This is a genomic window from Candidatus Dechloromonas phosphoritropha (genome assembly GCA_016722705.1).
Lineage (GTDB): Bacteria > Pseudomonadota > Gammaproteobacteria > Burkholderiales > Rhodocyclaceae > Azonexus > Azonexus phosphoritrophus.
In genome coordinates this window covers 2614215-2640782 of the sequence record JADKGN010000004.1, presented here as the reverse complement: position 1 = coordinate 2640782, position 26568 = coordinate 2614215, and the positions used below count along the sequence as shown (strand labels likewise).

Here is a 26568-nt window from a genome sequence, read left to right as displayed (position 1 = left end):
AGTCTGTAGACCAGCCGCTCGATTGTCAACACGGCCTCCGCCAGCGCTTGGCAATGGAGAAATTCTTGATCTTCCTCGCGGCGGGCTGGCCGCCCGGCATCGCGCTCGTCATCTCAACCAGCAGCAGCGAGGGCGAACCGCGCCGCGTCATGCCGAACGACGCCAATCTCGATGCAGCAGCGAGCGCCTCGAACCATCATCTGCCGCTGCTGCCCGGCGACCTGTGGCGTGAAGGCCTGGTTGGCCGCCCACTCGGCACCAATGAATTCACGCTGAGCGCGGACAGCCTTATCCGTATCCACGGCCCTCAGGTCATGGCCGGTTACGGCGGCGGTGATGGCTGGCTGGCCACTGGCGACCTCGGTAAAATCGATGAAAAAGGACGGTTGACCGTAAGCGACCGCGCCGACGACATGCTGATCAGCGGCGGATGCAACATTCACCCGCTTGCGGTCGAATCTTGCCTTGTCGGCTGCCTGGGTATCCACGACGTCGCCGTCGCCAGCGACACCACATCGGAAGGCATCCATGCCTGGTGCCTGACGCGCCTGTCGGGGCAGATTCCCGGGGCCCGCGGCAATGGACTGGCTGGCCAGACACGAAGAGGTACGAAGCGGCTGGTACAGCGGCGGCTTCGGCATCATGAAGGCAGATGGTGACGGCGAGTTCAGGGCTGCCACGCGTCCGGCCCTGATTGCGGGCAATCGTGTCGAACTGCACGCCGGCCCTGAACTCGAGCTTGCCGAAACCGATACCAAGATTGGCACACTGCTCGCGACACTAGGCAGCATTCCCGCAGGCAAGCGGAGCGCCTCCGGCTGATCGCTCGCTGATGCCCGAATCGACGGGCTAAAAGTTATCCGGGCACGCCGCAAGTGCTTCAAATTGGCGACCGTGAAGAATATACTTCTCCAAACTAGCGAGGAGGCTGAAATGACACTGCATCAAGGGAAAAGCGATTACCCACCCCAGAATTACCTGAACCGGGAAGTGGGCCTGCTCGCTTTCAACCGCCGGGTGATGGCCCAGGCACAGGACGAGCGAGTGCCCCTGCTCGAGCGCCTGCGTTTCCTGTGCATCGTTTCCAGCAACCTGGATGAGTTCTTCGAGGTCCGCGTGGCGGGGCTCAAGGAACAGATCAAGGCCCGCGCCCAAGTCATTACGACCGACGGCATGACCGCCCACGAGGCATTCCGCCTGGTGCGCGAGGAGGCGCATGCCCTCATCAATGAACAATACCGGACCCTCAATGATGTAGTTATGCCGCTGCTGGCGGAACAGGATATCCGCTTCCTGCGCCGCTCCAAATGGACCGACGCCCAGCGCGAGTGGATCCGCCAGTATTTCTTCCGCGAAATGGTGCCGGTGCTGACGCCGGTCGGGCTCGATCCGTCACACCCATTTCCGCGCGTTCTCAACAAGAGCCTCAATTTCGCCGTCGAACTCGAAGGTAAGGATGCTTTCGGCCGCAGTTCCAATGCCGCCATCGTCCAGGCGCCGCGCGTCCTGCCCCGCGTCACCCAGGTGCCACGGGAAATTGCCGGTTGCGCGCACGGCTTCGTCTTCATGTCGTCGATCCTGCACGAATTCGTCGGCGAACTATTCGCCGGCATGACGGTGCGCGGCTGCTACCAGTTCCGCGTGACCCGCAACTCGAACCTTTTCGTCGACGACGAGGAGAGCACCAACCTGCGCACCAAGCTGCAGGGCGAACTGCCGCAGCGGCATTTCGGTGACGCCGTCCGCCTTGAGGTGGCCGAGAGCTGTTCCGATTCGATGGTCGAGTTCCTGCTCGACCAATTTGGACTGAGCCGCGACGATCTCTACCGCGTCAACGGACCGGTGAACCTGGTTCGCCTGATGCAGGTGCCGGACTGGGTCGATCGTCCCGACCTGAAATTCCCGCCCTTCACTCCCGGTGTGCCAAAAGCTGTAGGCAAGGGTGCCAACATCTTCCAGAGCATCCGCCAGGGCGACATCCTGCTCCACCACCCCTTCCAGTCGTTCTCGCCGGTCATCGATCTGCTCAACCAGGCGTCCACCGATCCGGCCGTCGTCGCGATCAAGATGACCGTTTACCGCACCGGCACCGACTCGGTGCTGATGCAGTCGCTGATCCGTGCCGCGCAGAACGGCAAGGAAGTGACCGTGGTCGTCGAGCTGATGGCGCGCTTCGACGAGGAAGCCAATATCGGATGGGCGACCCAGCTGGAGCAGGTCGGTGCCCACGTCGTCTATGGCGTCGTCGGCTACAAGGTACATGCCAAGGCGTTGCTGATCGTGCGGCGCGAGGAAGGCCATCTCAAGCGTTACGCGCATCTCGGCACCGGCAACTATCACCCGCGCACGGCACGGCTCTACTCGGACTTCGGCCTGATGACCGCCAACGATCAAATCACCCAGGACGTCAATGAAGTCTTCAAGCAACTGACCGGACTCGGAAAAGCCGGCGCGCTGGAACATGTGTGGATGGCCCCGTTCACCCTGCAGCCCAATGTCGTGGCCGCCATCGCCAAGGAAGCCGAAGCCGCCAAGGCAGGCAAGAAGGCCATGGTCGTCGCCAAGATGAACTCGCTCCTCGAGCCTGAAACGATCGATGCGATGTATCAGGCCTCACAGGCCGGCGTCCAAATCGAGCTGCTGATTCGCGGCGTCTGCGGGCTGCGCCCCGGGGTGCCCGGGCTTTCGGAGAACATCAAGGTCCATTCGATCATCGGCCGCTTCCTCGAGCACCACCGCATCTTCTATTTCCACGACGGCGGCAAGGAATCAGTCTACCTCTCGAGCGCCGACTGGATGTACCGCAACTTCTTCCGCCGCATCGAACTGGCCTTCCCGATCCTCGACCCCAAGCTCAAGAAGCGCGTCATCACCGAAGGTCTCAAGTTCTATCTTGCCGACAACCAGCAGTCCTGGGACATGAGTGGCGACGGGGTCTACCAGCGGCGCAGGTCGGCCCGCGCCAAACCCCACAGCGCGCAGTCGGAACTGATGCTGGCCTTGGGAAGCTGAAACTGCCTGGGGGAGCCGCCGGTTGCGGCTGACCTTGCGGAGAGCACGAAAGTGCGGCCTTGCGGCCGCATTTTTTTCGGCTGACGGTAACGTTGCACTGCTCGACATGGGTGCGATCTTCCGCAAAAGCCGGATTTTCCTCATCGGAGGCAGATCGGGCAGCTGGCCCGGCAACCGCGGATGTCAAGTTGCCGTTTCCAAAAGCGCTGCGGCTTGGTGAATGCTAAAATCGACGGCCCACCCAACCCCATGCACATGCGTCAACTGATACTCGATTTGCTGCCGGAGATCTCGCCAACGCTGGACAATTTCGTCGCTGGCGGCAATGCGGAAGCCGTGGCCGCCGTGACCGGCTGGCTGGCAGGAGCGCGCACCGAAACATCGTTCTGCCTGTGGGGAGAAGCGGGCTCGGGGCGAACACATTTGCTACTGGCCAGCGGCTTCACTTATATTGATGCGGCGTTCGACCCGGCACTTGGCGAGGTCGCGGCGGTCGGGCAGTTAGCAGTTGACCATGTCGAGGCGCTCAATGCGGCCGGGCAAATTGCCCTGTTCAACCATTTCAACCGCCTGAAAACGGCCGACGGACAGTTGTTCACCGCAGCCGATCGACCACCGGCCCATCTCGCGCTGCGCGAAGACCTGCGCACCCGCCTTGGCTCTGGACTGATCTATCGCCTGCAGCCTTTATCGGATGGCGAGAAGGTCGCCGCGCTCACCAACCAGGCTCGGGAACGCGCACTCAAGCTGTCACCGGAGAGCATCGACTACCTGATGCGCCACGCCCCGCGCGACATGCGTACCTTATCCGCCTTCATCGCCGCGCTCGACCGCTACACGCTCGAACACAAGCGCGCGGTCACGCTGCCATTGCTGCGCGAACTGCTCAACGAAACACTGCCGCTGGATCTCGGACAATGAATCTCGCCCTCTTCGATCTTGACAACACCCTGCTCGCCGGTGACTCCGATTTCGAGTGGGCGCAATTCCTGATCGGCAAGGGTGTCGTCGACCGCGAGGTGCAGGAGGCAAAGAACATCGAGTTCTACGATCACTACAAGGCGGGCACGCTCGACATCCACGAGTTTCTGGCCTTCCAGCTCGCACCGCTGACCCACCATTCGCGCGCCGAACTCGATGCCTGGCACCGCGAATACATGGACCACCACATCCGCCCGCTGATCGGCGACCCAGCCCGCCAACTGGTGCGGCGCCATCTGGACGGCGGCGACCTGTGCGCCATCGTCACCGCGACCAACAGCTTCGTCACCGGCGCGATCGCCCGCGAATTCGGCATTGCGCACCTGATCGCCACGGTTGCCGCGGTCGACCCGAAAAATGGGGCATTTTCCGGTAGTCCGCGCGGCACCCCCTCTTTCCGCGACGGCAAAATTACCCGTGTCGAGACCTGGCTGGAGTCGCTCGGCCTCTGGTGGGGCGGCTTCACCGACAGCTCTTTCTACAGCGACTCGCACAACGACCTGCCGCTGATGCGCATGGTCAGGACGCCGGTAGCGGTCGACCCTGACGACATGCTGCTTCGGCATAGCAGGGAAATGGGCTGGAAAATCATTACTTTGCGGTAGAATCCACGGTTTCCGCAGCGTGCCATGCGCTCCCCGAACGGCAACAAGTGATCCGCAAACTCATCTCCCGCGTCTTCGGTAGCAAAAAGGCCGTCGCCGGTCACCACGAACCGGCCGTCATTCCCGTATCCCGCCACGGCATCACCCGCGACCGTATCAGTTCCGGCAGCCGGCGCGTCTGTGAAGGCCTGCAGCAGCAGGGCCACAAGGCCTATGTCGTCGGCGGCGCGGTGCGCGACCTGCTGCTCGGCACCGCGCCCAAGGACTTCGACGTCGCCACCGACGCCACGCCGGACGAGATTCGCCGCGCCTTTCGCCGTTCACGCGCCATCGGCCGGCGCTTCCAGATCGTGCATGTGATGATGGGACAGGAGACCATCGAGGTCACCACCTTCCGCGGCATGCTCGACGCCAATACCAAGACCGACGAGCACGGCCGTGTGCTTCACGACAATGTATTCGGTACGCAAGCCGACGATGCGGCCCGCCGCGACTTCACTGCCAACGCGCTGTATTACGACCCGGCCACCGAAGCGGTCATCGACTACCACCATGGTGTCGGTGATCTCAGGCAGAAAACCCTGCGCATGATCGGCGAGCCGCGCGCCCGCTACCGCGAGGATCCGGTGCGCATGCTGCGCGCCGTGCGTCTCGCCGCCAAGCTCGGTCTGATCATCGATCCGGCGGCGAGCAAGCCGATCCGCGAAATGGCCGAACTGCTGGAAAACGTGCCGCCGGCCCGCCTCTTTGACGAGATGCTCAAGCTCCTGACCTCGGGCCACTCGGTGAACTGCATCACACGTTTGCGTGAAGAAGGCCTGCATCACGGCCTGCTGCCGCTGCTCGACGTCATTCTCGAACAGCCGCTGGGTGAAAAATTTATCATGCTCGCCCTGGCCAATACCGACGACCGCGTCCGCGCGGGCAAGGGCATCTCGCCCGGCTTCCTGTTCGCCACGTTGCTGTGGCACGAGGTGCTGGCGCACTGGGAAAAGCTGAAGGCCGCCGGCGAAGCGAAAATTCCGGCGCTTTATCAGGCGATGGACACGGTGCTCGACGTGCAGGGCGAGAAGCTCGCCATCACCCGGCGCATTGCCGGTGACATCAAGGACATCTGGTCCCTGCAGCCGCGCTTCGAGACACGCGCCGGCAAGCGCCCTTACGGCCTGCTCGAACACCCGCGTTTTCGCGCTGGTTACGACTTCCTGCTGCTGCGCGCCGAATCCGGCGAAATCGACGCGGAGCTGGGCGACTGGTGGACACGCTTCCAGAATGGTGACGGCGCAACAAGGGCGGCGATGCTGCTGCCGCAACAGGCTGGCGACCGCAAGCGCCGGCGAAGGCGCACAAATCCGGGGGCGGCTGGCGTCGACCGTAACAGTACCCAGTGAACACCGCCTACGTCGCCCTTGGCGCCAACATCGGCGACCCGGCGGTTACCGTGCAAGCCGCCTTGGCGGCACTCGCCGACCTGCCGGAAAGCCGCGTCCTGCGCGCCTCGTCGCTCTACCGCACAGCCCCGATCGGCCTCAGAAACCAGCCCGACTTCATCAATGCCGTCGCGGCGCTGGGGACCAGACTCGGCGCCGAAGCACTTCTCGATGGCCTGCTCGACCTCGAAATCCGTTTCGGGCGCCACCGTCGCGACCACAACGGGCCGCGTACCCTCGATCTCGACCTGCTGCTCTACGACGACAGTGAAGTCGATCTGCCGCGCCTGACGGTGCCGCACCCAAGACTCCATCTGCGCGCCTTCGTCCTCTGCCCACTGGCTGAAATCGCGCCCGGCCTGACGATCCCGGGACGTGGCAGCGTCATCGCCTGGCTGCCGGCGGTCGCCAATCAGGGCATCGAGCGGCTCTGATCGGCGGTTGACTCGACTCGGGCACCTTTGTGTATCCTAGGCGCCGTAATTCTTTCTCCAGGATGCTCATGTCCGCTCAAACCATCACCCGCCGCCTGACCCAGGCCGACCTCGCCAAGCTCTACGCTGCCGGCGAGAAGGTCGCCATGTTCACCTGCTACGACGCCAGCTTCGCCCGCCTGCTCGACGGCGCCAGTGTCGACAGCCTGCTGATCGGCGATTCGCTGGGCAACGTCATCCAGGGCCACGATACGACACTGCCTGTCACCGTCGCCGACATTGCCTACCACGTCGCCGCCGTCAAGCGCGGCTCCGACCGCCCGTTCATCATCGCCGACATGCCTTTCGGTAGCTATCAGGAGACGCCGGAACATGCATTCCGCAACGCCGTGACGCTGCTGGCCGCCGGTGCCCAGATGGTCAAGCTCGAAGGTGGCCGGGAAATGGCAAAAACGGTCGAATTCCTCGTCGACCGTGGCATTCCGGTCTGCGGCCACGTTGGGCTGACGCCGCAATCAGTGCACGCGCTCGGCGGCTACAAGGTGCAGGGCAAGGGCGATGCCGCCGCGCAAAAGCTCAAGGATGATGCGCTGGCGCTACAGAATGCCGGGGCAACGATGATCGTCCTCGAAGCGATTCCGGCCGTGCTCGGCACCGAGATCACTGCGCAACTGAAGATCATCACCATCGGCATCGGTGCCGGCAAGGATTGCTCCGGCCAGGTCATGGTCGTGCACGACGCCTTCGACATTCCACCCGGCAAGAAGGCCAGGTTCGTCAGGAATTTCATGGCCGGCGCCGCCAGCATTCACGATGCCGCCTGCCGTGCCGTCGCCGCCGTCAAGGACGGCAGCTACCCCGGCCCCGAACATACCTACGCCAACTGAAACCTAAAAAACTTTGCCGCAGATTGTGCTGATTTCCACGGATAAAGTCTGCGTTCATCTGCGCAATCTGCGTCAAAAACACCTCTCCCCATGCTAATCCATTCCACCATCCCCGATCTGCGCACCGCGCTGAAAACCCGCGGCCGCATCGTTTTCGTGCCGACCATGGGTAACCTGCACGCCGGCCACACCAGCCTGATGGAGCAGGCGCGCGCCCACGGCGACACGGTGGTCGCTTCAATCTTCGTCAATCGCCTGCAATTCGGCCCGAACGAGGATTTCGACAAATACCCGCGCACCTTCAAGGCTGACTGCGACAAGCTCGCCGCCGCCGGTGTCGACGTACTGTTCGCGCCGACTGAAAGCGATCTTTACCCGGAACCGCAGGAATACTTCGTCGAACCACCGGCTATCCAGCACCTGCTGGACGGCGAATTCCGCCCCGGCCACTTCCGCGGCGTCGCCACCGTCGTCCTCAAGCTGTTTAACTGCGTGCAGCCGCAGGCCGCCGTGTTCGGCAAGAAGGATTACCAACAGTTGATCATCATCCGCAACATGACCCGCCAGCTCGCACTGCCGATCGAGATCATCGGCGGCGAAACCGTGCGCGCCGACGACGGCCTTGCACTCTCCTCACGCAACGGCTACCTGAGCGCCGCCGAACGCGCCGAGGCGCCGCGCCTGTATCGGGAACTGAATCGTATCCGCGAGTTTCTCAAGCAAGGTGAGCAAGACATCTTCAGACTGGAAAATGCCGCAGTGGCCGTGTTGACCGCGGCCGGCTGGCATACCGACTACGTTGCGGTGCGCCGACAGGCGGATCTTTCGGCACCGCAAGCCATCGGCGTTCCGCTCGTCGTGCTTGCCGCCAGTCGTCTCGGAAGCACGCGACTAATCGACAACATTGAGATCTGATTCACTTTTTCACGGCGCAAAAGCCATTGACAGAGGGTCCAGTGCCGCTACAATTCGCTTCCCCAAACCGTCTGGATGAGTCAAACCATGCAGAGAACGATGTTGAAATCGAAGTTGCACCGGGTGACGGCAACCCACGCCGACCTGCACTACGAGGGCTCTTGCGCCATCGATGAGGATTTGCTCGACGCAGCCAGTATCAGGGAATACGAACAGATCGACATCTGGAACGTCAACAACGGCGCGCGTTTCACTACCTACGCGATACGCGCCGAACGTGGCTCCGGCGTCATTTCGGTCAATGGCTCGGCAGCCCGTCGCGCCGCGCCGGGCGACATCCTGATCATCGCCACATTTGCCGTCTATAACGAGGTCGAACTGACCAAGTACGAGCCGGAACTGATCTACGTCGATTCGCAGAACCGGATCACCCGCCGAGGACACAGGATTCCCGTGCAAGCCGCGGCATGAACTGCAGTTCGCGAACTGCTTCACGGACGACCCGATAACGGGGACAGGACGCCGCTGTTGTTCGAGGAAGACGGCTATATTGCAAACAGTTCGGTGATCAGCCCCCAGGGGACGGTTAGCGCGCCAGCAGCGGCGCTACCGTCGATCACCGCCTTCGGCGAGCCGCCCGTATCACCAGACCCGGTCCGCCTGCGGCGGGCACGTAACTTCATGCGCAATACGCTGAAGACCTTCGTCGGCTCGCTCGGCACCAGTTCGTTGCTCGAGCGTATCGAGAACGCGGATGGACACACGGGCCTGCGTGGCCTGTACAACAAGTGGTATCAAGCGATAACCACCTCGCGCGACGGCAGGCGCGACGCCGTGGGCCTGCGCGCCAAGCTGCTGCTGACGATCTGAAACCCGCGCCCGGGATCTATTCGCTGACGGCCTTCGGCTTCCGGCTGCGGGGCGCGCGGGTAACCACCTTCGCCGTCGGCGCTTCCGCCTTATCCGCTGCGCCAGACTCCACCACTACATCCCCCACCGGTAAGTCCGGCACGGCCTCCGCGCGGCGCGGGCGGCGCCCGCCACGGGGCGGCTTCGCGGGATCGGCTTCCGCAACGACTACCGCAGCCGACTCATCGGCCGGCACGGCGGATGCCGGCTCGCTTGCGGGCTCCAGCCCATGCGCCAGCGTCTCCTTCGCCTCCTTGCCTTCCTTGTGCGAGCGACGGCCCCCGCGACGACGGCCTTCAGCCTTCGACTCGCCGTCACCAGACACTGCTGCCTTGACACCACCTGAGCCGTCCACCGCGGCAGTCGGCGAGGCCACTTGCGGCGCAACTGCCTCTCCGGCGGCATCCTCTTCCGGCAGCGGACGCACCACGGCCCGGGTCACGTAGGCGCCGGACTTGTCGTCCCGGCCAAAGCCGAGCAGGCCTCGGTTGGCCGCCTCCTCGAGCAGGTTCCCGAAACTGCGGAAACCGAAATAGGTTTCATTGAACCCGGGGTTGCGCCGCTTGATCACTTCCTTGAGCACCGAGGCCCAGACACGCTCGCTATCGCCACGGTCGGCAATCAGGTCGGCAAAGGTCGCGGCTACCAGTTCGACTGCCTTGGTCTTGCGCGCCTCCATTTTCTCGCGGCGACTCGATTCTTCCTCGGGCGTCCGGCGCGGCGCCGTTTCGCGGTTTTCGCGGCGACCACTGCTGCGCTCGCGCACCAGGTCGTCGTAATAGATGAATTCGTCGCAATTGGCCACCAGCAGGTCTGAACACGACTGCTTGACGCCGACGCCAATCACCCGCTTGGCGTTCTCGCGCAGCTTGGAGACCAGCGGCGAAAAATCCGAGTCACCGCTGATGATGACGAAGGTATCAACGTGGGATTTGGTGTAACAAAGGTCGAGCGCATCGACCACGAGGCGGATGTCTGCGGAATTCTTGCCCGACTGGCGAACGTGCGGGATCTCGATCAACTCGAAATTGGCCTCGTGCATCCCCGACTTGAAGGCCTTGTAGCGATCCCAGTCGCAATACGCCTTCTTGACGACGATGCTGCCCTTGGCGAGGAGCCGCTCGAGCACCGGTCGGATGTCGAACTTCTCGTACTGGGCATCGCGAACGCCGAGGGCGATGTTCTCGAAATCACAGAAAAGCGCCATGCTGGCGGTGTCGTCGAATGCGGCCATGAAAGACTTTCAACTTGAAAATGCCGGAGTATACCGTGAGCAGACCCGACGGGCGTTGGCGATTCTCGGACAACAGCAGACCGCTGCCCACCCAACCGGAGACGGAGGAACCGTCCGACAATTTCCGAATGGGAAAGACGCCACGAGCTACGTTCGCCGGATTGATTCGCTCGGGCACTCGCCACACGGAGCTGTTTCTTCTTCACCGAGCTTTCCATCTTTCGGTAAGCGTTTACAATGCTGCATCTAACTTCTGACGGCATTCCGGCGAATCGCAGGCGCCTCCGGCTCGTATCGCTTCCTCAACCCCTCATACTGGCCACCGAATCCAATGGCAAGATTCATCGCAACCATCCTGTGCATTGCTCTCCTTGTCGCCGGGTGCTCCGAGCCGCCGAATTTCCACGCGACCAACATCTCCGGTACCGAATGGGGCAAGGATTTCAACCTCACCGACCATCACGGACAGCCACGCCACCTGGCGAACTTCAAGGGCAAAGTGGTCGTGCTGTTCTTCGGCTACACCCAATGCCCAGACGTCTGCCCGACCACGCTGGCAACGATGCGCGATGCATTGAAGTTGCTGGGCGATGACGCAGCCCGTGTTCAGGTACTATTTGTCACACTGGATCCGGCTCGTGACACGCCCGAGTTGCTGGCCGCCTATGTACCGATGTTTGACCCAACTTTCATTGGGCTGCGCGGCGACGAAGCAACCATCGCCATGCTGGCCAAGGATTTCAAGGTCTTCTACACCAGACAGCCCGGCACCACGCCCGACAACTACAGCATCGATCACTCGACCGGAAGCTATGTCTTTGATCCGCAGGGGCGGCTGCGGCTCCTGCTGCGCCACGGCGAGACACCCGCCAATGTCGCCGCCGACCTCAAGCTTCTGCTGGCCGGCAAGTAATCTTTCTGGAATCTACATGAAATACATACTCATCCTGCTCGTCTTCCTTGCCAAATCCGTCGCTGCCGCGCCAGTCACCAGCGAAATCAACCTGGATATCGGCACGCCGCCGGTCATGGTCGCCAAACATTCGCTGGCTCAGCGCTCATCACGGCTCATTCGCTTTTATGAAGCTGGCGTCATCGGCCTCGGCGACGACGGGATGATCAAGGTACACGATGGCAGCCGACTTACCCTGACGCAGAGTCAGATCGCCGGAAAGCTCATCGACCAGGAAAATCCCGAGCGCAACTCACTGATCTATGCCATTGCCGAAGCACATGGCGGCAAGGAAGCGCAGCCGGCAGTGCGCGCGGCGCAAATAAAACGCTGGAAGGATCAGTTCCACTCGGGCTGGTGGATAGAGGATGCACAGGGCAACTGGTACAAGAAGCCGTAGCCTTGTCGCGCTACCGCCAAGTTACCGGATCGCTGCGACATCGTGTCGCGGCGACTTCGGCACGCCACCATTTATAATTCGTGCCCACGCCGTAAAGGAGATCCCAATGAAAGCCCTGCACGTCATACTGACATCCGCCCTTCTCGCCCTTTCGACAACGACGGCCTTCGCCGGGGATATCGAAATCAAGGCACCGTGGGTTCGCGGCACTGTTGCTGGCCAGATGGCGACCGGCGCGTTCATGGAAGTTACCAGCAAGTCGGGCGCGACGCTGGTCGGCGCGGCAAGCCCGGTGGCGGGCGTGACGGAGATCCACGAAATGAAGATGGATGGCGGCGTGATGAAAATGCGCGCCGTCCCCCGCCTCGACCTGCCCGCCGGCAAACCAGTCATCCTCGGACCGGGAGGCTATCACGTCATGCTGATGAATCTCAAACAGACGATCAAGACTGGCGACTCGGTCCCGCTGACATTGCAATTCGAAGGCAAGGACAGGAAAGTGGAGATGATTGAGGTCGCCGCCGAGGTCCGCGACCTTACCGGCAAGGCGCCCGTCGCTAATCCGCACCAGCACTGAGAATCGCCATCGTCAAACTTTCAGGCTCGACCGTGTCGGCCACGAACTTCCGTTGCCTCTATGCTCGGTCCAGAAAGACACGCGGCTAGCGCCGCAACAGCGTCGCAACCGAGGCCAGCAAGGCAGCGGCACAAAGGCCGTGAGCAAGTACCAGCCAGAGATTGAGGCCGGTGAGCACCGTCAACCCGCCCACGACCAACTCAACGACCAGCAATGCCAGGATCGCCCCGGCAGCCTTGCGTCGCACCCCCATGCGCAGCATCTGCAAGACTGCCGCGCCGAGAAGGAAGAAGGTCGCCAGAGCGAAGTAGCGGTGCAGGAGGTGCAACATGACGCCGCCCGCATCACCGGAGAGAGGCACCGCGACCTGTCTAAGGAAGGGATTGAGGGCTGACAGCCCGGCAGCGGCAGGCCACCAGACCCCGTCACAGTCGGGGATTGAGGTGCAGGCAAGCGCCGCGTAACTGGCCCCGATCCAGGCACCCAGCATCACCGTCAGCGACAGCGCACCGAGACCCAGACGCAACAGCACGCCTGGGTGCGGGGTTTCGACCGCAGAACCGGGCCTCCCGCAAGCCAGCACTACGCGCCAGGAAAAGGTTACGAGGCCAAGGCCACCCATGATATTGAGGAATCCGACAAACACGCGCCGTGGGTCGTGACTCCAGATACCGAGGATTGCCAGCGCCAGCATCAGCAGGAGCAGCAGCGAGGCGAAGGAGGCAGCCGGCCGCAGCGGCTGCGGGCGCAGGCAAAGCCAGACGAGGACGCAGGCGAGCACCAGCGAGGTCGAGGCGACCAGCCGGTGCAGGATCCGGACAATGCCGAACTCCGGCGCCTGTGGTTCGCGGCCGAGCAACTGTCCGTAGCAGGCCGGCCAGTCGGCGCAGCCGAGACCGGCGGCATCCAGACGCATCATCGCGCTTACCAGAACCACGACGACTGCGAGCACCGTTAGCGTAACTGCAAGCTCTCCGATTCTTCGCAAGCGGGCAGCGTCCGTCTCCATCAGCCCATGCCCGGATCGCGGGCGACTCGCAGTTCGTGGTTCAGCCACAGAAGAACACCGAATACCATCATTGCACCTCCCTGGTGCGCCGCGCCGAGGGCGACGGGAACGGCGGAAAGGAGCGTCCAGATGCCCAATGCTACCTGTGCTGCCACGGCAACAAGCAGCAGACTGGCCACGGACTTGGCCCGGGTGGATACGACAGGCGACCTGGTCCTGACCCAGAACCATGGAACGATAAAGGCCAGCAGCCACGCGCCGGCCCGGTGATCGAACTGGACCAGCGCCATATTGTTGAAAAAATTGAGATACCACGGGTCGAGAATGAAACTCTCCGGCGGGAGCACTTGGCCATTCATCAAGGGGAAGGTGTTGTAGGCCTTGCCGGCGCGTATCCCGGCAACAAAGCCGCCGGTGATGACCATATAGAACACCAGGACGACGAGCCAGAATCCGATCCGCTGCAATCCCCGCAACGTGGCATCGGCGGTCATCCGTGCGCGCTCGGCCCACAATCCCAGCGCGACCCACATCATCGCGATGAAGATCAGGAAAGCCAGCGACAGATGCGCAGTCAGGCGGTACTGGCTGACGCGGGGATCATCGACCAAGCCACTCTTGACCATATACCAGCCCATCGCGCCCTGCATACCGCCGAGCAGGAAAATGCCGAGAAGCTTTGGAATCAGCGGTGTGGCGAGCTTTCGCCACAACAGAAAATAGGTGAACGGCACCAGGAAAACGATTCCGACCAGTCGCCCGAGCACCCGATGCCAGTACTCCCAATAGAAGATGAACTTGAATTCGTCCATCGAAATCTGGTGATTCACCTTCTGGTATTCGGGCGTCTTCTTGTACTTGTCGAAGGTTTCATCCCATTCGGCCTGGTTGAGCGGCGGGATGACGCCGACAATCGGCTTCCATTCGACGATCGAGAGGCCGGAATGAGTGAGGCGTGTGACGCCACCCACCACAAGAATCGCGAATACCATGGCACAGCAGGCAAAAAGCCAGATCGCGATCTGTCGGCGGACGGATAAATCAGCAGAACCGGTATGGGGGGGTGCCGAGTGGATCATCATGGGTTCCGGTAACATTTCGGCACGGATTATATGTGAGAAGTCGCAGACCCATCATCAGCCGTCACAGCATGTGACAGTTTGTCGCAGATATTGACACAAATCATATATTCGAGCACCTTTCATCGGTAGCCTTCCGGCGGTAGCCTCCCGGTCATTTGATCCGGCATTTCGGGTTCCAGTATTCAGGTAATCAATCGTGCGCAACACGCACCAACGATGGAGGAGAAAAAGCATGACCACCACCAACGACGACGACATCCCCTTCATGCAGAAGCTGCTTGACAACCACTTCCTGCTTCTGTTCATCGGCGTGGCTTCACCAGGCCTAATCTACATCCTGTGGGGCATTATCGACATCATGACGGTGCCGCTCGCCAAGTAACTCATCAATCATAGGGAGAAGAAAATGAGTGCAATTCTGCCGCCGTCAGAACGGCTCTGGTGGAAACAGCCCATCGCCGGGGTCGAATGGGCGTGGATTGGTATCGCTTTCGTATGGGGCATGATCATGTTCGGCATGATGCTCTACTGGCACATTTACGGTAAGCAGAACCTCTCGAACGAGGTCTACAGGACCACCCCCGAGATGTTTGCCGCCAAGGCCGAGAAGTTCATCGCCGAAAACACCATCCGTACGGAAATAGGCCTGCAAGGAGAAGAAATCCCCGTGGCCAAGATTCCGGCCGGCGGCGATGGCTACCTGATCGCGCGCCTGTGGGCCTGGTACCCGATCCTCGAACTGGAAGCGGGCAAGGAATACAAGATCCACCTTTCGTCGATGGACTACAACCACGGCTTCTCGCTCCAGCCTGTGAATATCAATATCCAGGTTCTTCCGGGCTACGAGCATGTGGTCAAAATGACACCGACCAAAGCAGGCACCTACGCCATCGTCTGTAACGAATACTGCGGCATCGGCCACCACACCATGCTCGGCCGTATTTACGTCAAATAAGGGGACATAGATGGCCACTACTTACCGTACCTGTCCGATTTCCGGACTGCAATTCGAGGACCAGGCTGAAAAGCTGATGCGCTGGAACGCTGTCGCCGGCGTTCTCTGGCTGCTGGTTGGCGGCATCACCGCCCTACTCGTCATCCTGACCCGCTGGCCGGCAATCAAACTCCTGCCAGCTGACGAGTTCTACACCATCCTGACCGCCCACGGCATCGACATGCTGATCCTGTGGATCCTGTTCTTTGAAGTGGCGGTTCTCTACTTCGCCTCATCGACCCTGTTGCGATGCCGGCTGGCGACGCCAAAGATCGCCTGGCTCGGATTCTGGCTGATGGTCATAGGCGGCATCATGACCAACGTCGCCATCTACCAGGGCGGATCGAGCGTGATGTTTACCTCGTATGTCCCGATGCAGGCCGCACCGCACTTCTACCTCGGCATCATCCTGGTCGCTGTCGGCGCACTGCTGGGGACCGCCGTGTTCTTTGGCACGCTGGTTGTCGCCAAAAGGGACAAGACCTACACCGGTTCGCTGCCACTGGTCGTTTTTGGCGCGCTTACCGCGGCAATCATCGCCACGTTCACGATCCTTTCCGGGGCCGGCATCCTGATCCCGACCTTCTTCTGGTCGATGGGCTGGATCAAGGAAATCGACGCGCAGCTCTATCGCATGGTCTGGTGGGGCTTGGGTCACTCCTCGCAACAGATCAACGTTGCCGCGCACGTCTCGATCTGGTACCTGACGGCTGCCATCATCTTTGATGCCAAGCCGCTGTCGGAAAAAGTCTCGCGCGGTGCGTTCCTGCTCTACATCCTCTTCCTGCAACTGGCCAGCGCTCACCACCTGCTGTCCGACCCGGGAATGAGCGCGGAATGGAAGGTGCTGAACACGTCCTACTTCATGTACTTCGCGGTCATGGCCTCAATGATCCACGGGTTTACCGTGCCTGGCGCTATCGAGGCGGCACAGCGCAAGAAGGGCTACACCAATGGTCTTTTCGAGTGGCTGCGCAAAGCCCCCTGGGGCAATCCCGCCTTCTCCGGCATGTTCATTTCACTGGTCGGTTTCGGTTTTCTCGGCGGCATTTCCGGTGTCGTGTTGGGCACCGAGCAGATCAACATGCTGATGCACAACACCTTCTACGTTCCCGGTCACTTCCATACAACAGTCGTCGTCGGTACGACTCTGGCATTCATGTCAATTACCTACATCCTGGTTCCCACCCTGTTCCGGCGTGAAATGATTCTGCCCAAGCTGTGCCAGATTCAGCCCTATCTGTACGGCATAAGCATGTCTATTCTCGGCCTCGTCATGATGGGTGCCGGAACGCTCGGCGTTTCCCGCCGGCACTGGGACATGGCCTTCTCCGGTGCTCCGTTCCAGTATGAATGGCCGGGAGCGGCCTACCTGATGATGGGTCTGACCGGTATCTTCGGTGTCATCGCGGTGATTGGTGGTGGACTCTGGATATTCCTGGTCGTCGGTTCGCTGCTTTTCGGCAAGAAGCTTGATGGCGGCAAGGTTTCAGACAAGCCAACCCCGATCCCGTCGAATACTGCAGCCGCTGCGGCCACAGCGCATACGGACAAGGACGACCACGTTGGCGTACCTGGCACGGTGGTACTGGCGCTATTGCTGTTCGTCTGCTTTGTCCTCTACTACTTCGTGAACTGGAAGTACCTGTCCGAAGTCTGGCTCCTCAGCTAATCCGACCGAGACTCCCCGCGCCGGAAGGCGCGGGAACCCGCCTCAATCGGGCTTGTCCACTCAGGCCCGATTCAAGCAGGTTTCACTCAGGTATAATCAATCGAGTACGACGCCACGAGAAACTATGCAATCGACGCTACCGCCCGGCAGGACTTCCGGTTTGCCCATCCGCGCCATACTGAGCCTATTCAAGCTGCGCATCGGCGTCGTCATCACGTTTACGGCGCTTGCCGGCCTCGCTGTCAGCCCCGGGGCCAGTCTGAACTGGATGCAGTTGATCGTTCTGACGCTTTCCGTTCTGATCTCATCGGCCAGTGCCGGCGCCTTCAATCAATATTACGAGCATGATCTGGACCCGCTCATGGCGCGTACCAGGAAACGGCCGTTCGTCACCGGCGAGATCAAGCACGGGCCCGTCTGGCTCGTAATCATCGCGGCTTTGACGGTATTGTCGGTCGGCTCCGCGTGGATTGCGCTCAACGCCTGGTCAGCCTTGTTCGTCTTTCTTGGGGCCTTCTTCTACGCCATCGTCTACACCGTCTGGCTGAAGCGCCGGACCTGGCTCAACATCGTTTTTGGCGGACTGGCCGGCAGTTGGGCTGTCCTGGCTGGCGCGGCGGCCGCCGATCCGCATCTGGGAGCCGTTCCGCTGACCCTCGCTTTCGTCCTCTTCCTGTGGACGCCACCGCACTTCTGGAGTCTGGCCATCGCCTTCCGCGAAGACTACAAGGCAGCCGGCGTACCGATGTTACCAGTCGTCGTTGGCGACAAGCGGGCGGCGCAGACCATCTTCTACAGCACGCTGGCACTGGTCGCAGCTTCCTTTCTGCCGTTGGTTTTCGGGCTGGGCGCCATCTACGCCGTGGGCGCCGCAGCAGGCGGATTCCTGTTCATCCAGAAGGCCTGGCGTCTGGCCCAGGATCCGACCCGCAAGACCGCGATGGCCTGTTTCTTTTCCTCGCTGATTCAATTGACCGTGTTACTGCTCGCGGCGATTATCGACGCCCGCCTCTGATCCGGCGAATCATGGCGTTTTCCGCGTTCTTGCGCATCGTGCTTACCGCGGCTGTTTTCCTGGCTGCGGACACGCTGCTCGCTGCTGATGCCGCGGACGAGAAGCCAAAACTCACCGCGCGACCGCAGGCCGTCAATAGCGGAATTTCGCTGACGACGCTGGACGAGAAGACAGCCTTTGAACGCTCGCAGAGTGCAATTGGCAAACAGGTTGGCGATTTCGTCCTGCTTGACCGCCAGGGCAAGCCCGTCGAACTTTCACGCTATCGCGGGAAGCCCCTGCTCGTCAGTTTCATCTACACGGCGTGCTTCCAGGTTTGCCCGACCACCACCCGCAACCTGCAGAAGGCCGTGCTTAATACGGTCAGCGTTCTCGGCGCCGACCGGTTCAACGTGATCAGCATTGGCTTCAACCAGCCGTTCGACTCACCCCAGGCGCTCAAGGACTTTTCAGTTCAGTACGGTATCAGCCTGCCAAACTGGGAATTCCTCAGCCCGTCGCCAGCGATACTCGACGACCTCACGGACAACTTCGGTTTCAGCTACGTCGCGACCCCCGCAGGTTTCGACCACCTGAACCAGGTCACGATGGTCGATGCTGAAGGGAAGATTTTTCGCCAGGTCTACGGAGAGAAATTTAATGCCTCGGACCTGGCCGAGCCCCTCAAGGCGATGATCACCGGCGCCGCCATTCCGCCAGAAGCCAATTCCTTGGCGGAGATCATGGAGCGCGTAAGGATTCTCTGTTCGGTCTATGACCCGGTGACTGGCAGGTATCGTACCAACTACTCCGCATATTTCATGATTGCCGGCTTCCTGACCTTCACCGGATTCATGATCTATCTCTGCGTGCATTTCTGGAGAAACCGGCGGCGCCGTGTAACAGTGTCATCCTGACGCAGCATCGGCGAACCGGGCCCGCCCGGCGGAACGGTCCGGCTATTCGCACAAGCAATTTACCCGCCGATGCATCAGCGAACAGACTCCCTTTAGCGAAATCTCATCGCTTTTTTCGGACTTGATGTGCGTCAAGCCACTATTTTGCTACCCAATATATAATTTCCGGTTAATGCTTTGACGTCCCGAAGTTCTTTGGACAAACCAGGTGAGTTTGCACAGTTCCGTTCGCAACAACACACAAATCCTGTTTCAGCGGGTTGAAGAGGCATTTGATGCGCCGTTCGGAGGCGACAACAACCCGTTGCGCCATCTCGGCGCCTTGGGGCTGTACCTGCTGTGGATTGTCGTGGGCACCGGGCTCTACCTCTACACGGTACTCGACATCGGCATCAGCGGGGTCTACGAGTCGATCGGCTACCAATCCTCGGAACTGTGGTATCTCGGTGGCATTCTGCGTAGCCTGCATCGCTATGCATCCGACGCTTTTGTTCTGGTCATGGTGCTGCACCTCATCCGTGAATGGGCCTATGGCCGTTACTACGGATTCCGCTTCTACTCCTGGATCACGGGCGTACCACTGATCTGGCTGGTCTACGTCTCCGGCATTGGCGGTTACTGGATCGTCTGGGACCAGGTGGCCCAGTTCTCGGCCACCGCGACAACTGAGCTGCTCGACTGGCTGCCCATTTTCAGCGAGCCGGCAGCGCGCAATTTTCTCGCGCCTGACTCGATCAACGATCGTTTCTTCTCCATGCTGGTCTTCATCCACATCGGGGTACCGCTGCTGCTGATCCTCGGCCTTTGGGCGCACGTTCATCGTATCAGCCGGGTGGATTACCTACCGTCGCGGCAATTGATGCTGGGCACCATGGGCGCTTTGCTTCTACTCGCCCTGATCAAACCGGCGCTGAGCGATGCTCAGGCCAATCTCGCGATTGCACCCGCTGAACTTCGCCTTGACTGGTTCATATTATTTATCCATCCGCTGACTGATATCAGTTCGCCAGCCATCGTCTGGACACTTCTCTTCGCCGTCACCGTCCTGCTCTCCATCCTGCCATTCCTTCCACATCCCAAGGCCGAACCAATCGCGGTGGTCGATGCCGCCAACTGCAGCGGTTGTAACCGCTGCCATGTGGACTGCCCGTACGCGGCGATCACGATGGAAGCGCATCCGCACCGTCCGGGTTCCAAGATCGCCGTTGTCGATCCCGATCTCTGCGCAAGCTGCGGCATCTGTGCCGGTGCATGCCCCTCGTCGACTCCTTTCCGCCGCCAGGAGCAACTAATGACCGGCATCGACATGCCGCAGCAAACGGTAAACAGCCTCCGCCAGCAACTCGAGGGGGCGCTGGCTAGACTCGAAGGACGCTCCAGGATAGTCATCTTCGGCTGTGAGCGTGGCGCCGACGCCAGGGCGCTGGCCGCCCCCGATACCGCTGTAATCGGTCTGATGTGCACGGGCATTCTGCCCCCGTCTTTCGTTGAATACGCCCTGCGTGGCGGTGCCGACGGGGTCATGCTGACCGGTTGCCGCAGCGGCGGTTGCGATTTTCGCCTCGGCGATCGGTGGACCGCGGAGCGCATGACCGGCCAACGCGAACCCCGCCTGCGTAGCAAAGTCCCCCTCGCCAGATTGCAACTGGTTTCGGCCTCCCGCAACGACGGCAAGGTGCTGGCCGCGGCCTTGCAGGAATTCAGGACGCAAATCGAAACCGAGGCAGTTTCGGACGACCCATTGTCACCCTACTTCCGGAGAATTTCCCATCATGCTTAAGCCCTCCGCTATTGTCGGTCAGGTGATCCTTTACGGCGCATTTGCGGCCTTCATCGGATATTTTGCGACCTCGCCGAAATACCGGCAGATTCCCGATGACGTGGCCCTGATCAAGCTGTCGATCAGCCACCTCGGCGGTCGCGAATGTCGCAAGCGGACTCCGGAAGAACTTCAGAAGTTACCCCCCAACATGCGGGCGCCGATGGACTGCCCGCGAGAACGTTCCGACATCAATCTGGAAGTCGATATCGATGGGCAGCCAGCCTTCCGGGCGGTGATGCATCCGACCGGTGTGTACAAGGATGGCGTGTCGACGGTTTACAAGCGCTTCGAGATGAAGGCCGGCACACATCAGGTGGCGGTCAGAATGAACGACAACCTGGTGAAGCCAGGCTTCAATTTCATCAAGGAAGAGCAGGTCATGCTCAAGCCGGGGCAGGTCATGGTGATCGACTTCAACCCGGACAAGGGCGGCCTCTTCTTTAAGTAGAGCGCCATTCGGACAGTACCTAACACGATTCGCCTCTCCCTACTCTCCTGAGCGGACACAAACAATGGTCAAACTTCTCCAACAGATCCTGCGCTGGTTTTTCATGCGCATCGAGAACATTTTCAATGTGGTCTTCGGCGACAAGCTGAACCCCTTCTACCACCTGGGCACCATCACTTTCTGGCAGTTCTGGCTGCTGGTGGGGACCGGACTCTATCTCTACATCTTCGCCGAGACGGGCATCCACGACGCATACCAGTCGGTCGAACGCATCACCCACAACCAGTGGTGGCTCGGCGGCATCATGCGCAGCATCCACCGCTACGCCACCGACGGCATGATCCTGACGATGCTCCTGCACCTGCTGCGGCACTTTGCCTACGATCGCTATCGTGGCTTCCGCTCCTTCTCTTGGCTTACCGGTGTCGCCCTGATCTGGCTGGTATACATCGCCGGCGTCAACGGCTTCATGCTGGTGTGGGACAAACTGGCGCAGTTCGTCGTCATTGCCACGGCCGAGTGGTTCGACGTGCTGCCGATGTTGAATGGCACGCTGATCCGCAACTTCCTCTATCTCGAGAGCGTCAACAGCCGACTGTTCACCCTGCTTGCCTTCGTTCACATCGGCGCGCCGCTGATCGTCGTTATCATCATGTGGGTTCACGTCCAGCGCGTGCCGCGCGCCAACATCAATCCGCCACGCCCGATCTCGATCGCCGTAACGCTCATGTTCGTCATTCTTGCCCTGGTCAAGCCCATTGTCAGCCAGGGCGGTGAGGCGGATATGTCGGTCGTTCCCACCAACATCGACTTCGACTGGTTCGAACTGCCCGTTCTGGCACTCGTCTACGTCACCAACCCGCTGCATCTCTGGTTCTGGGTACTGGGGCTGACCGCATTGCTGTTCCTGATCCCGTGGCTGCCCCCCAAACGGCGCGGCGCCGCCAAGGAGCTGACCAACGTTACCTTCCATCCCGACCACAAGGCGGTCACCGCCCGCTTCGGCGAAACATTGCTTGACGCGGGACTGCGTCAGGACATCAACTTGCCCTACGAGTGCCGCAACGGCGGCTGCGGCGTGTGCAAATGCACGGTACTGGCCGGCAAGGTCGATCCCGGCCTCTACCAGCCCAGCGCGCTGTCAGCTGAGGAACTGGCACAAGGCAAGGTGCTCTTGTGTTGCGCCACCGCCATCGATGACGCGGAAATCGAATACGACGCCAGTGCGGCGGTGAAAGCATTCAAGGAATACCGGGCTCGGGTCGTCAAGATGGAGAAACTCACTTACGACGTCATGCGCGTTCTCCTCAAACTGCCTGAAGGACAGCAGATCCCGTTCAAGGCCGGCCAGTACATCAACGTCATCCTCGACGACGGCCAGCGGCGCGCCTTCTCGTTTGCCAACCCACCGCATGAGGCGGAGTTTGTCGAACTCCAGATTCGCCTGATGAAGGGCGGACTGTTCACCACCCACGTCTTTGAAAAGATGAAGGAAGGCGACCAAGTCCGCTTCGAAGGCCCGATCGGCGACTTTTCGTTGCGCGAATCGCAACGACCGATCGTCTTCGTCGCCGGCGCCACCGGCTTTGCGCCGGTCAAGAGCATGGTCGAGGATGCCTTCAAGCGCGGCCTGAAACGCGAAATCCATCTCTACTGGGGCGTCAGGCAGTTGCGCGATCTCTACCTGCCCGATCTGCCACAGCAATGGGCGCGCGATCACGAAAACTTCCACTTTATCCCCGTGCTTTCCGATCCTGCGCCGGAAGATGTCTGGAGCGGTCGCACTGGCCTGGTGCACGAAGCCATTCTCGAAGACTTTCCGGAACTCAAGGGGCACGAGATCTACGCCTGCGGCTCGGTGCGAATGGTCGAGACGATCTTCCCCTTCCTCAAGAATCGCGGAGCGGAAGATGGCGCCTGCTTCTCCGATGCATTCACGGTATCGGCGCGTTCGATGGCATTCCAGCCGCGCGGAAAGTAATCCCGCAAGGATGCACGCCACCCTGAACGGGCAAGAAGGCCGCCTTGCCCGGGGTCGGCGCTGCTTTTTCCGCCCTTACCGCCCGATCAAGCGGCGCAGGACCGGCTCGAGCGATTCTTCGTCGATGCGCCCCAGGCGGGTCATTTCGATGCGTCCATCACGGCCGATGACCACCGTGTAGGGCAGCCCCTTTACCCGCAGGCCCGGCGCCGTGTCAGTGGGGCTCGCCACCAGCACGGGATAGGAAACCGGTGTGGTCCTGACGAAGGCCGACAACTTCTCGGCATCGTCCACACCGATCCCGACAAACTGCACGCCCCAGGAGGCATAGTGGCTGTTCATGCGCGAAAGCGCCGGCATTTCATCGACACACGGCTTGCACCAGCTTGCCCAGAAATTGACCACCAGTACCTTGCCTCGCCACTGGGCAACCGGCTGTGGACGACCACCGAGATCGGGCAAAATGAGGGCAAATATCGCGTCGACCGCAACCTTGGCCTCTTCCAGCGTCAATGTCTGCGAGGAGACCAGCCCGGGTGGACGACCGGCAGACTCGGGGCTGGCATGCTTGAGCAGGCGATACCCGAGCATACCGACGGTCAGCAGCGACACCAATCCAGCCGCAACCGCCACGGTCAACACGGTCCGTTCCTTCATCGCTCCTTCTTCGCCAACATGGCTCTCAGGCAAATCACGACAAACATCAAGCCACCGATCACGGCGATCAATCCACCCAGTCCCATCATGCCCATGCCCAGTTTCTGTGGCAGGGTGACCAGCGCCTGCTCGGCGCCGGCGACCTTGCGCTGCACGCTATAGCCGCCCGACCAGGCGAGACCGAGGACGTGAATCAACTGGCCCGCACCATAGACATAGGGCTGCCAGACGGCCATGCGTCCCTCCACCCTGGCAAACCCCAGGAGTGGCAGCAGCACATAGGTCAGCCCCATGAACGCCAGCGTGACGCCAACCTGCGAGCCGTGATAGTGGGCGGGAATGACAACGTTGGCGCCCTGGATCATGTAGCCGAGAACGCCGCCCAGCGCGAACAGGGCGAAGGACGCCACAAAGGCGGATTTTGCCGGATTGGTGGAAACTCCGCGCACCGTCCACAGCGACACGGCGCCGGCAAGGATAAGTGGTCCCATGTAGGGGTGTCCCCACTTCATCAACTGGGCGAACAACTCCATGTGCGGGAGAGAACCCGGCGGCACCATCAGATACATCAGTGGCACCGCGAGCAGCGGCAGGGAGGCGACGAAAAACAGCGCAGCCAGGGCGCGCGGAGAGACGACCAGAGGCTTGCCGACGTGCATGGCGATCCACAGCCAGGCCACCACCATGAGAATGGCATACTGGAACTGCAAGATGTGGCCGCCACCCCAGAAGACGACCTCGTAATAGATTTCTTCCTCGATCCGCGGGACCATCCACCACGACCAGAAGAAGGCGACAAGCGCAAGAAAGGCGGCAAGCGCGCCTAAGAACGCGCCAAGCTGCAGCGGTTCGGCAAACACCCGGTGCGGCCAGGTCGTGAGCAGGGCCCGCAACACTGCCAGGCTGAAACCTGCACCACAAATCCAAAGCGAAGCAAAGAACTCGGGCAGCTCCAGGACCGGGATGTAGTTGTTGAGGATTGGGTGCGCGCCGGGGAAAAACGGGGAAACCGTCATGAGCAGGGTACCCAGCACTGCCAGTCCGAAACCGCTCCAGCCCAGCCACGCCAGCCCGGCCCGACCTAGGGCGCTCCAGATTACCGCGGCAAAGGCCATGAACCAAACCGCCACCGAAAGGTCGACATGGACCACCAGCGCCGCACGAAAGAACCCCTTCAGCGGGAAAATGTCCTGGATTCCCGGTGTGCGAGAGAGAACCAGCAGTATGGCCAGCAAGCCCGAGCCGATCAGGGCCAGCACACCCAGCCACAACCAGGCGCGAGCCAGCGCCGCAGGCGTTCCTGAAGAAACTGTAATGACCGGGGACTGAGAACTGGCCACATTTACCTCACGCAAAACCTTAGGATTATAAACCAGTAGCAAACGACGCACTCCTGGCCGATGCCGTAGGGTGAATTACTTATGGTCTAGTTCTAACGAATTATTGTCCGTAGAATGGCCCGATGACACCATCCGGCAACCGATTTTTTAACAAATATCAAATATGAATGCCAATCATCCCATCAACGTCGAGTCGCTCCTCACCCACATTCCGCTTTTCGAAGGACTGGCGACCAAGGAAATCGCCCGCATCGCCCGCTCCAGCCGCGAGATTCATGTCAGCAAAGGCGACATCCTGTTTCACAAGGGGGATCCCTGCAACGGTTTCCATCTGCTGGTCTACGGCCAGGTCAAGCTCGCCTTCACCTCGCAGCAAGGCAGTGAAAAGGTCGTCGAGATTCTGCAGCAGGGACAGAGCTTCGGCGAAGCGGTCATGTTCATGGAAAAGCCCTACATCGTCTTCGCCCAGGCGCTGACCGACTCGCTGCTGCTCCATGTCTCGAAGCAGGCGGTCTTCGACGAAATCGAACGCGACCACGACCTGTGCCGCAAGATGCTCGCCGGCATGGCCATGCGCCTGCATCAGCTGATGAACGACGTCGAATCCTACTCGCTGCACTCCGGCAAGGAGCGCATCATCGGCTACCTGCTGCGCGAACTGGCAGAAGAGGACCAAAACGGCATCAACGTCGCCGTCACCCTGCCGACCAATAAGGGTGTTATCGCCTCACGCCTCAACCTGACCCAGGAACACTTCTCGCGCATCCTGCACGAGCTGACCGAACTCGGCCTGATTATCGTCGAGGGCCGCAAGATCCATATTCCCAACGCGGCAAATCTGCGTAAGCACGAGGGCTGAAGAAAGGCGCTCTCCAAGTAGCGCCCCCATCACCTTTGGAGTGGCTCATCGCCACCCCGTTGTACATCAAGGATCGATGCTCTTGTTGATGTGCTGCTCGATCAGAACCTTGAAACGCGGCATCCTGACTATTCACATAGACGTCATAGCCAGGGCCATCCACCGTTTGGCTACCGCTAGCCGACCATATGCCACCCACGGTGCTCTTCAGACTGACTTGAGTGAGCGCTGTCCCCGAGGATGATGCGCGACGTGCCACCTCAGTCACGTCAAGAGCGTCCTGTGCCGACAGATGGCCGAGACTGTGATTATAGCCAGATGGCATTAGATTGAATCGCTCGATGCTGGTGGCTTTGACCGGTGACGTCGAGAAGTCGAGATTTTCGCCAAGGCGGAACTCGATAGTATCGATCCCCGTCAGGCCATTGAGCGCACCGCCGTCATAGAGCAATCTGTC

Annotated in this window: 28 protein-coding genes; 23 read left to right on the top strand and 5 right to left on the bottom strand. The window is 60.8% G+C overall.

From position 1 onward, the window contains the following. Positions 1-65: 65 nt before the first annotated feature. From IPP03_18560 to IPP03_18510, 11 genes are all read left to right on the top strand, one after another. A complete protein-coding gene (locus IPP03_18560) occupies positions 66-659 on the top strand; it encodes a hypothetical protein (protein ID MBL0354552.1) in 594 nt (197 codons plus the stop codon). After that, positions 580-822, top strand: coding sequence for a chorismate-binding protein (locus IPP03_18555; protein MBL0354551.1), 243 nt, complete (start codon positions 580-582; stop codon positions 820-822). The genes IPP03_18560 and IPP03_18555 overlap by 80 nt, the downstream gene beginning before the upstream one ends. A 111-nt stretch (positions 823-933) precedes the next feature. Then, positions 934-3012 carry a polyphosphate kinase 1 gene (gene ppk1, locus IPP03_18550; GenBank protein MBL0354550.1) on the top strand — a complete coding sequence of 693 codons (2079 nt, stop codon included), beginning with the start codon at positions 934-936 and terminating at the stop codon, positions 3010-3012. Between the two features lie 255 nt (positions 3013-3267). Continuing rightward, the gene (hda, locus tag IPP03_18545; protein ID MBL0354549.1) at positions 3268-3933 is read left to right on the top strand and encodes a DnaA regulatory inactivator Hda; all 666 of its coding nucleotides are present in this window, start codon (positions 3268-3270) and stop codon (positions 3931-3933) included. Beyond that, positions 3930-4598, top strand: coding sequence for an HAD family hydrolase (locus tag IPP03_18540; GenBank protein MBL0354548.1), 669 nt, complete (start codon positions 3930-3932; stop codon positions 4596-4598). Before hda ends, IPP03_18540 begins: the two co-directional genes overlap by 4 nt. A gap of 47 nt (positions 4599-4645) precedes the next feature. Then, positions 4646-5989 (top strand): polynucleotide adenylyltransferase PcnB, encoded by a 1344-nt coding sequence (gene pcnB / locus IPP03_18535; protein ID MBL0354547.1) that lies wholly within the window; start codon positions 4646-4648, stop codon positions 5987-5989. Beyond that, the gene (gene folK / locus IPP03_18530) at positions 5986-6462 is read left to right on the top strand and encodes a 2-amino-4-hydroxy-6-hydroxymethyldihydropteridine diphosphokinase (protein MBL0354546.1); all 477 of its coding nucleotides are present in this window, start codon (positions 5986-5988) and stop codon (positions 6460-6462) included. The genes pcnB and folK overlap by 4 nt, the downstream gene beginning before the upstream one ends. A gap of 68 nt (positions 6463-6530) precedes the next feature. Then, complete coding sequence (gene panB / locus IPP03_18525) at positions 6531-7349, top strand: 3-methyl-2-oxobutanoate hydroxymethyltransferase (GenBank protein MBL0354545.1); 819 nt, start codon at positions 6531-6533, stop codon at positions 7347-7349. 90 nt (positions 7350-7439) lie between these two features. After that, on the top strand, positions 7440-8264 hold the full coding sequence (locus IPP03_18520; GenBank protein MBL0354544.1) for a pantoate--beta-alanine ligase: 825 nt from the start codon (positions 7440-7442) through the stop codon (positions 8262-8264). 87 nt (positions 8265-8351) lie between these two features. Continuing rightward, on the top strand, positions 8352-8735 hold the full coding sequence (locus IPP03_18515) for an aspartate 1-decarboxylase (GenBank protein ID MBL0354543.1): 384 nt from the start codon (positions 8352-8354) through the stop codon (positions 8733-8735). Between the two features lie 57 nt (positions 8736-8792). Then, complete coding sequence (locus tag IPP03_18510; protein ID MBL0354542.1) at positions 8793-9134, top strand: hypothetical protein; 342 nt, start codon at positions 8793-8795, stop codon at positions 9132-9134. Positions 9135-9150: 16 nt separating this feature from the next. Here the strand turns inward: IPP03_18510 and IPP03_18505 are convergent, their stop codons facing one another. After that, the gene (locus IPP03_18505) at positions 9151-10407 is read right to left on the bottom strand and encodes an NYN domain-containing protein (GenBank protein ID MBL0354541.1); all 1257 of its coding nucleotides are present in this window, start codon (positions 10405-10407) and stop codon (positions 9151-9153) included. Positions 10408-10738: 331 nt separating this feature from the next. Here IPP03_18505 and IPP03_18500 point away from each other — a divergent pair, with 331 nt between their 5' ends. The 3 genes from IPP03_18500 to IPP03_18490 all read left to right on the top strand — a co-directional run bounded on the left by IPP03_18500 (position 10739) and on the right by IPP03_18490 (position 12336). Then, on the top strand, positions 10739-11320 hold the full coding sequence (locus IPP03_18500) for an SCO family protein (GenBank protein ID MBL0354540.1): 582 nt from the start codon (positions 10739-10741) through the stop codon (positions 11318-11320). A 16-nt stretch (positions 11321-11336) separates the two neighbouring features. Then, positions 11337-11759, top strand: coding sequence for a DUF1318 domain-containing protein (locus tag IPP03_18495; GenBank protein MBL0354539.1), 423 nt, complete (start codon positions 11337-11339; stop codon positions 11757-11759). Between the two features lie 106 nt (positions 11760-11865). Beyond that, complete coding sequence (locus IPP03_18490; protein MBL0354538.1) at positions 11866-12336, top strand: copper chaperone PCu(A)C; 471 nt, start codon at positions 11866-11868, stop codon at positions 12334-12336. An 85-nt stretch (positions 12337-12421) separates the two neighbouring features. Here the strand turns inward: IPP03_18490 and IPP03_18485 are convergent, their stop codons facing one another. Further along, positions 12422-13288 carry a COX15/CtaA family protein gene (locus tag IPP03_18485; protein ID MBL0354537.1) on the bottom strand — a complete coding sequence of 289 codons (867 nt, stop codon included), beginning with the start codon at positions 13286-13288 and terminating at the stop codon, positions 12422-12424. 56 nt (positions 13289-13344) lie between these two features. Further along, the gene (locus tag IPP03_18480; protein MBL0354536.1) at positions 13345-14424 is read right to left on the bottom strand and encodes a COX15/CtaA family protein; all 1080 of its coding nucleotides are present in this window, start codon (positions 14422-14424) and stop codon (positions 13345-13347) included. Between the two features lie 235 nt (positions 14425-14659). Here IPP03_18480 and IPP03_18475 point away from each other — a divergent pair, with 235 nt between their 5' ends. The 8 genes from IPP03_18475 (at position 14660) to IPP03_18440 (ending at position 23255) form a co-directional block, all read left to right on the top strand. Further along, positions 14660-14809, top strand: a complete 150-nt coding sequence (locus IPP03_18475; GenBank protein MBL0354535.1) for a hypothetical protein — start codon at positions 14660-14662, stop codon at positions 14807-14809. A 24-nt stretch (positions 14810-14833) separates the two neighbouring features. After that, positions 14834-15382 (top strand): cytochrome C oxidase subunit II, encoded by a 549-nt coding sequence (locus tag IPP03_18470; protein MBL0354534.1) that lies wholly within the window; start codon positions 14834-14836, stop codon positions 15380-15382. 10 nt (positions 15383-15392) lie between these two features. Next, positions 15393-17093 (top strand): cbb3-type cytochrome c oxidase subunit I, encoded by a 1701-nt coding sequence (locus tag IPP03_18465; protein ID MBL0354533.1) that lies wholly within the window; start codon positions 15393-15395, stop codon positions 17091-17093. Positions 17094-17217: 124 nt separating this feature from the next. After that, positions 17218-18108 carry a protoheme IX farnesyltransferase gene (gene cyoE / locus IPP03_18460; GenBank protein ID MBL0354532.1) on the top strand — a complete coding sequence of 297 codons (891 nt, stop codon included), beginning with the start codon at positions 17218-17220 and terminating at the stop codon, positions 18106-18108. 11 nt (positions 18109-18119) lie between these two features. Beyond that, on the top strand, positions 18120-19004 hold the full coding sequence (locus tag IPP03_18455) for an SCO family protein (protein MBL0354531.1): 885 nt from the start codon (positions 18120-18122) through the stop codon (positions 19002-19004). 208 nt (positions 19005-19212) lie between these two features. After that, entirely contained in the window at positions 19213-20784 is a 1572-nt protein-coding gene (locus IPP03_18450; GenBank protein MBL0354530.1) for a hydrogenase iron-sulfur subunit, read from the top strand. Then, on the top strand, positions 20777-21274 hold the full coding sequence (locus IPP03_18445) for a hypothetical protein (protein ID MBL0354529.1): 498 nt from the start codon (positions 20777-20779) through the stop codon (positions 21272-21274). Before IPP03_18450 ends, IPP03_18445 begins: the two co-directional genes overlap by 8 nt. A gap of 64 nt (positions 21275-21338) precedes the next feature. Next, positions 21339-23255 carry a 2Fe-2S iron-sulfur cluster binding domain-containing protein gene (locus IPP03_18440; protein ID MBL0354528.1) on the top strand — a complete coding sequence of 639 codons (1917 nt, stop codon included), beginning with the start codon at positions 21339-21341 and terminating at the stop codon, positions 23253-23255. Positions 23256-23330: 75 nt separating this feature from the next. On the opposite strand, the gene IPP03_18435 is transcribed toward IPP03_18440, so the two are convergent. Together IPP03_18435 and IPP03_18430 are read right to left on the bottom strand one after the other, a co-directional pair. After that, a complete protein-coding gene (locus tag IPP03_18435) occupies positions 23331-23912 on the bottom strand; it encodes a TlpA family protein disulfide reductase (protein ID MBL0354527.1) in 582 nt (193 codons plus the stop codon). Then, positions 23909-25252 carry a cytochrome C oxidase subunit I gene (locus IPP03_18430; GenBank protein MBL0354526.1) on the bottom strand — a complete coding sequence of 448 codons (1344 nt, stop codon included), beginning with the start codon at positions 25250-25252 and terminating at the stop codon, positions 23909-23911. The genes IPP03_18435 and IPP03_18430 overlap by 4 nt, the downstream gene beginning before the upstream one ends. A gap of 163 nt (positions 25253-25415) precedes the next feature. Between IPP03_18430 and IPP03_18425 the strand changes: the two genes are divergently transcribed. Continuing rightward, a complete protein-coding gene (locus tag IPP03_18425; protein ID MBL0354525.1) occupies positions 25416-26111 on the top strand; it encodes a Crp/Fnr family transcriptional regulator in 696 nt (231 codons plus the stop codon). Positions 26112-26568 lie beyond the last annotated feature (457 nt).

Bases quoted from the DNA above. Each gene is read 5' to 3' on its own strand.
- IPP03_18470 (MBL0354534.1), top strand. From the start codon at position 14,834: ATGAGTGCAATTCTGCCGCCGTCAGAACGGCTCTGGTGGAAACAGCCC.
- IPP03_18540 (MBL0354548.1), top strand. From the start codon at position 3,930: ATGAATCTCGCCCTCTTCGATCTTGACAACACCCTGCTCGCCGGTGAC.
- IPP03_18435 (MBL0354527.1), bottom strand. From the start codon at position 23,912: ATGAAGGAACGGACCGTGTTGACCGTGGCGGTTGCGGCTGGATTGGTG.
- IPP03_18520 (MBL0354544.1), top strand. From the start codon at position 7,440: ATGCTAATCCATTCCACCATCCCCGATCTGCGCACCGCGCTGAAAACC.
- IPP03_18515 (MBL0354543.1), top strand. From the start codon at position 8,352: ATGCAGAGAACGATGTTGAAATCGAAGTTGCACCGGGTGACGGCAACC.
- IPP03_18495 (MBL0354539.1), top strand. From the start codon at position 11,337: ATGAAATACATACTCATCCTGCTCGTCTTCCTTGCCAAATCCGTCGCT.
- hda (MBL0354549.1), top strand. From the start codon at position 3,268: ATGCGTCAACTGATACTCGATTTGCTGCCGGAGATCTCGCCAACGCTG.
- panB (MBL0354545.1), top strand. From the start codon at position 6,531: ATGTCCGCTCAAACCATCACCCGCCGCCTGACCCAGGCCGACCTCGCC.
- IPP03_18480 (MBL0354536.1), bottom strand. From the start codon at position 14,424: ATGATCCACTCGGCACCCCCCCATACCGGTTCTGCTGATTTATCCGTC.
- IPP03_18475 (MBL0354535.1), top strand. From the start codon at position 14,660: ATGACCACCACCAACGACGACGACATCCCCTTCATGCAGAAGCTGCTT.
- IPP03_18505 (MBL0354541.1), bottom strand. From the start codon at position 10,407: ATGGCCGCATTCGACGACACCGCCAGCATGGCGCTTTTCTGTGATTTC.
- IPP03_18490 (MBL0354538.1), top strand. From the start codon at position 11,866: ATGAAAGCCCTGCACGTCATACTGACATCCGCCCTTCTCGCCCTTTCG.
- IPP03_18425 (MBL0354525.1), top strand. From the start codon at position 25,416: ATGAATGCCAATCATCCCATCAACGTCGAGTCGCTCCTCACCCACATT.
- IPP03_18500 (MBL0354540.1), top strand. From the start codon at position 10,739: ATGGCAAGATTCATCGCAACCATCCTGTGCATTGCTCTCCTTGTCGCC.
- IPP03_18465 (MBL0354533.1), top strand. From the start codon at position 15,393: ATGGCCACTACTTACCGTACCTGTCCGATTTCCGGACTGCAATTCGAG.
- IPP03_18455 (MBL0354531.1), top strand. From the start codon at position 18,120: ATGGCGTTTTCCGCGTTCTTGCGCATCGTGCTTACCGCGGCTGTTTTC.
- IPP03_18555 (MBL0354551.1), top strand. From the start codon at position 580: ATGGACTGGCTGGCCAGACACGAAGAGGTACGAAGCGGCTGGTACAGC.
- IPP03_18445 (MBL0354529.1), top strand. From the start codon at position 20,777: ATGCTTAAGCCCTCCGCTATTGTCGGTCAGGTGATCCTTTACGGCGCA.
- ppk1 (MBL0354550.1), top strand. From the start codon at position 934: ATGACACTGCATCAAGGGAAAAGCGATTACCCACCCCAGAATTACCTG.
- cyoE (MBL0354532.1), top strand. From the start codon at position 17,218: ATGCAATCGACGCTACCGCCCGGCAGGACTTCCGGTTTGCCCATCCGC.
- IPP03_18440 (MBL0354528.1), top strand. From the start codon at position 21,339: ATGGTCAAACTTCTCCAACAGATCCTGCGCTGGTTTTTCATGCGCATC.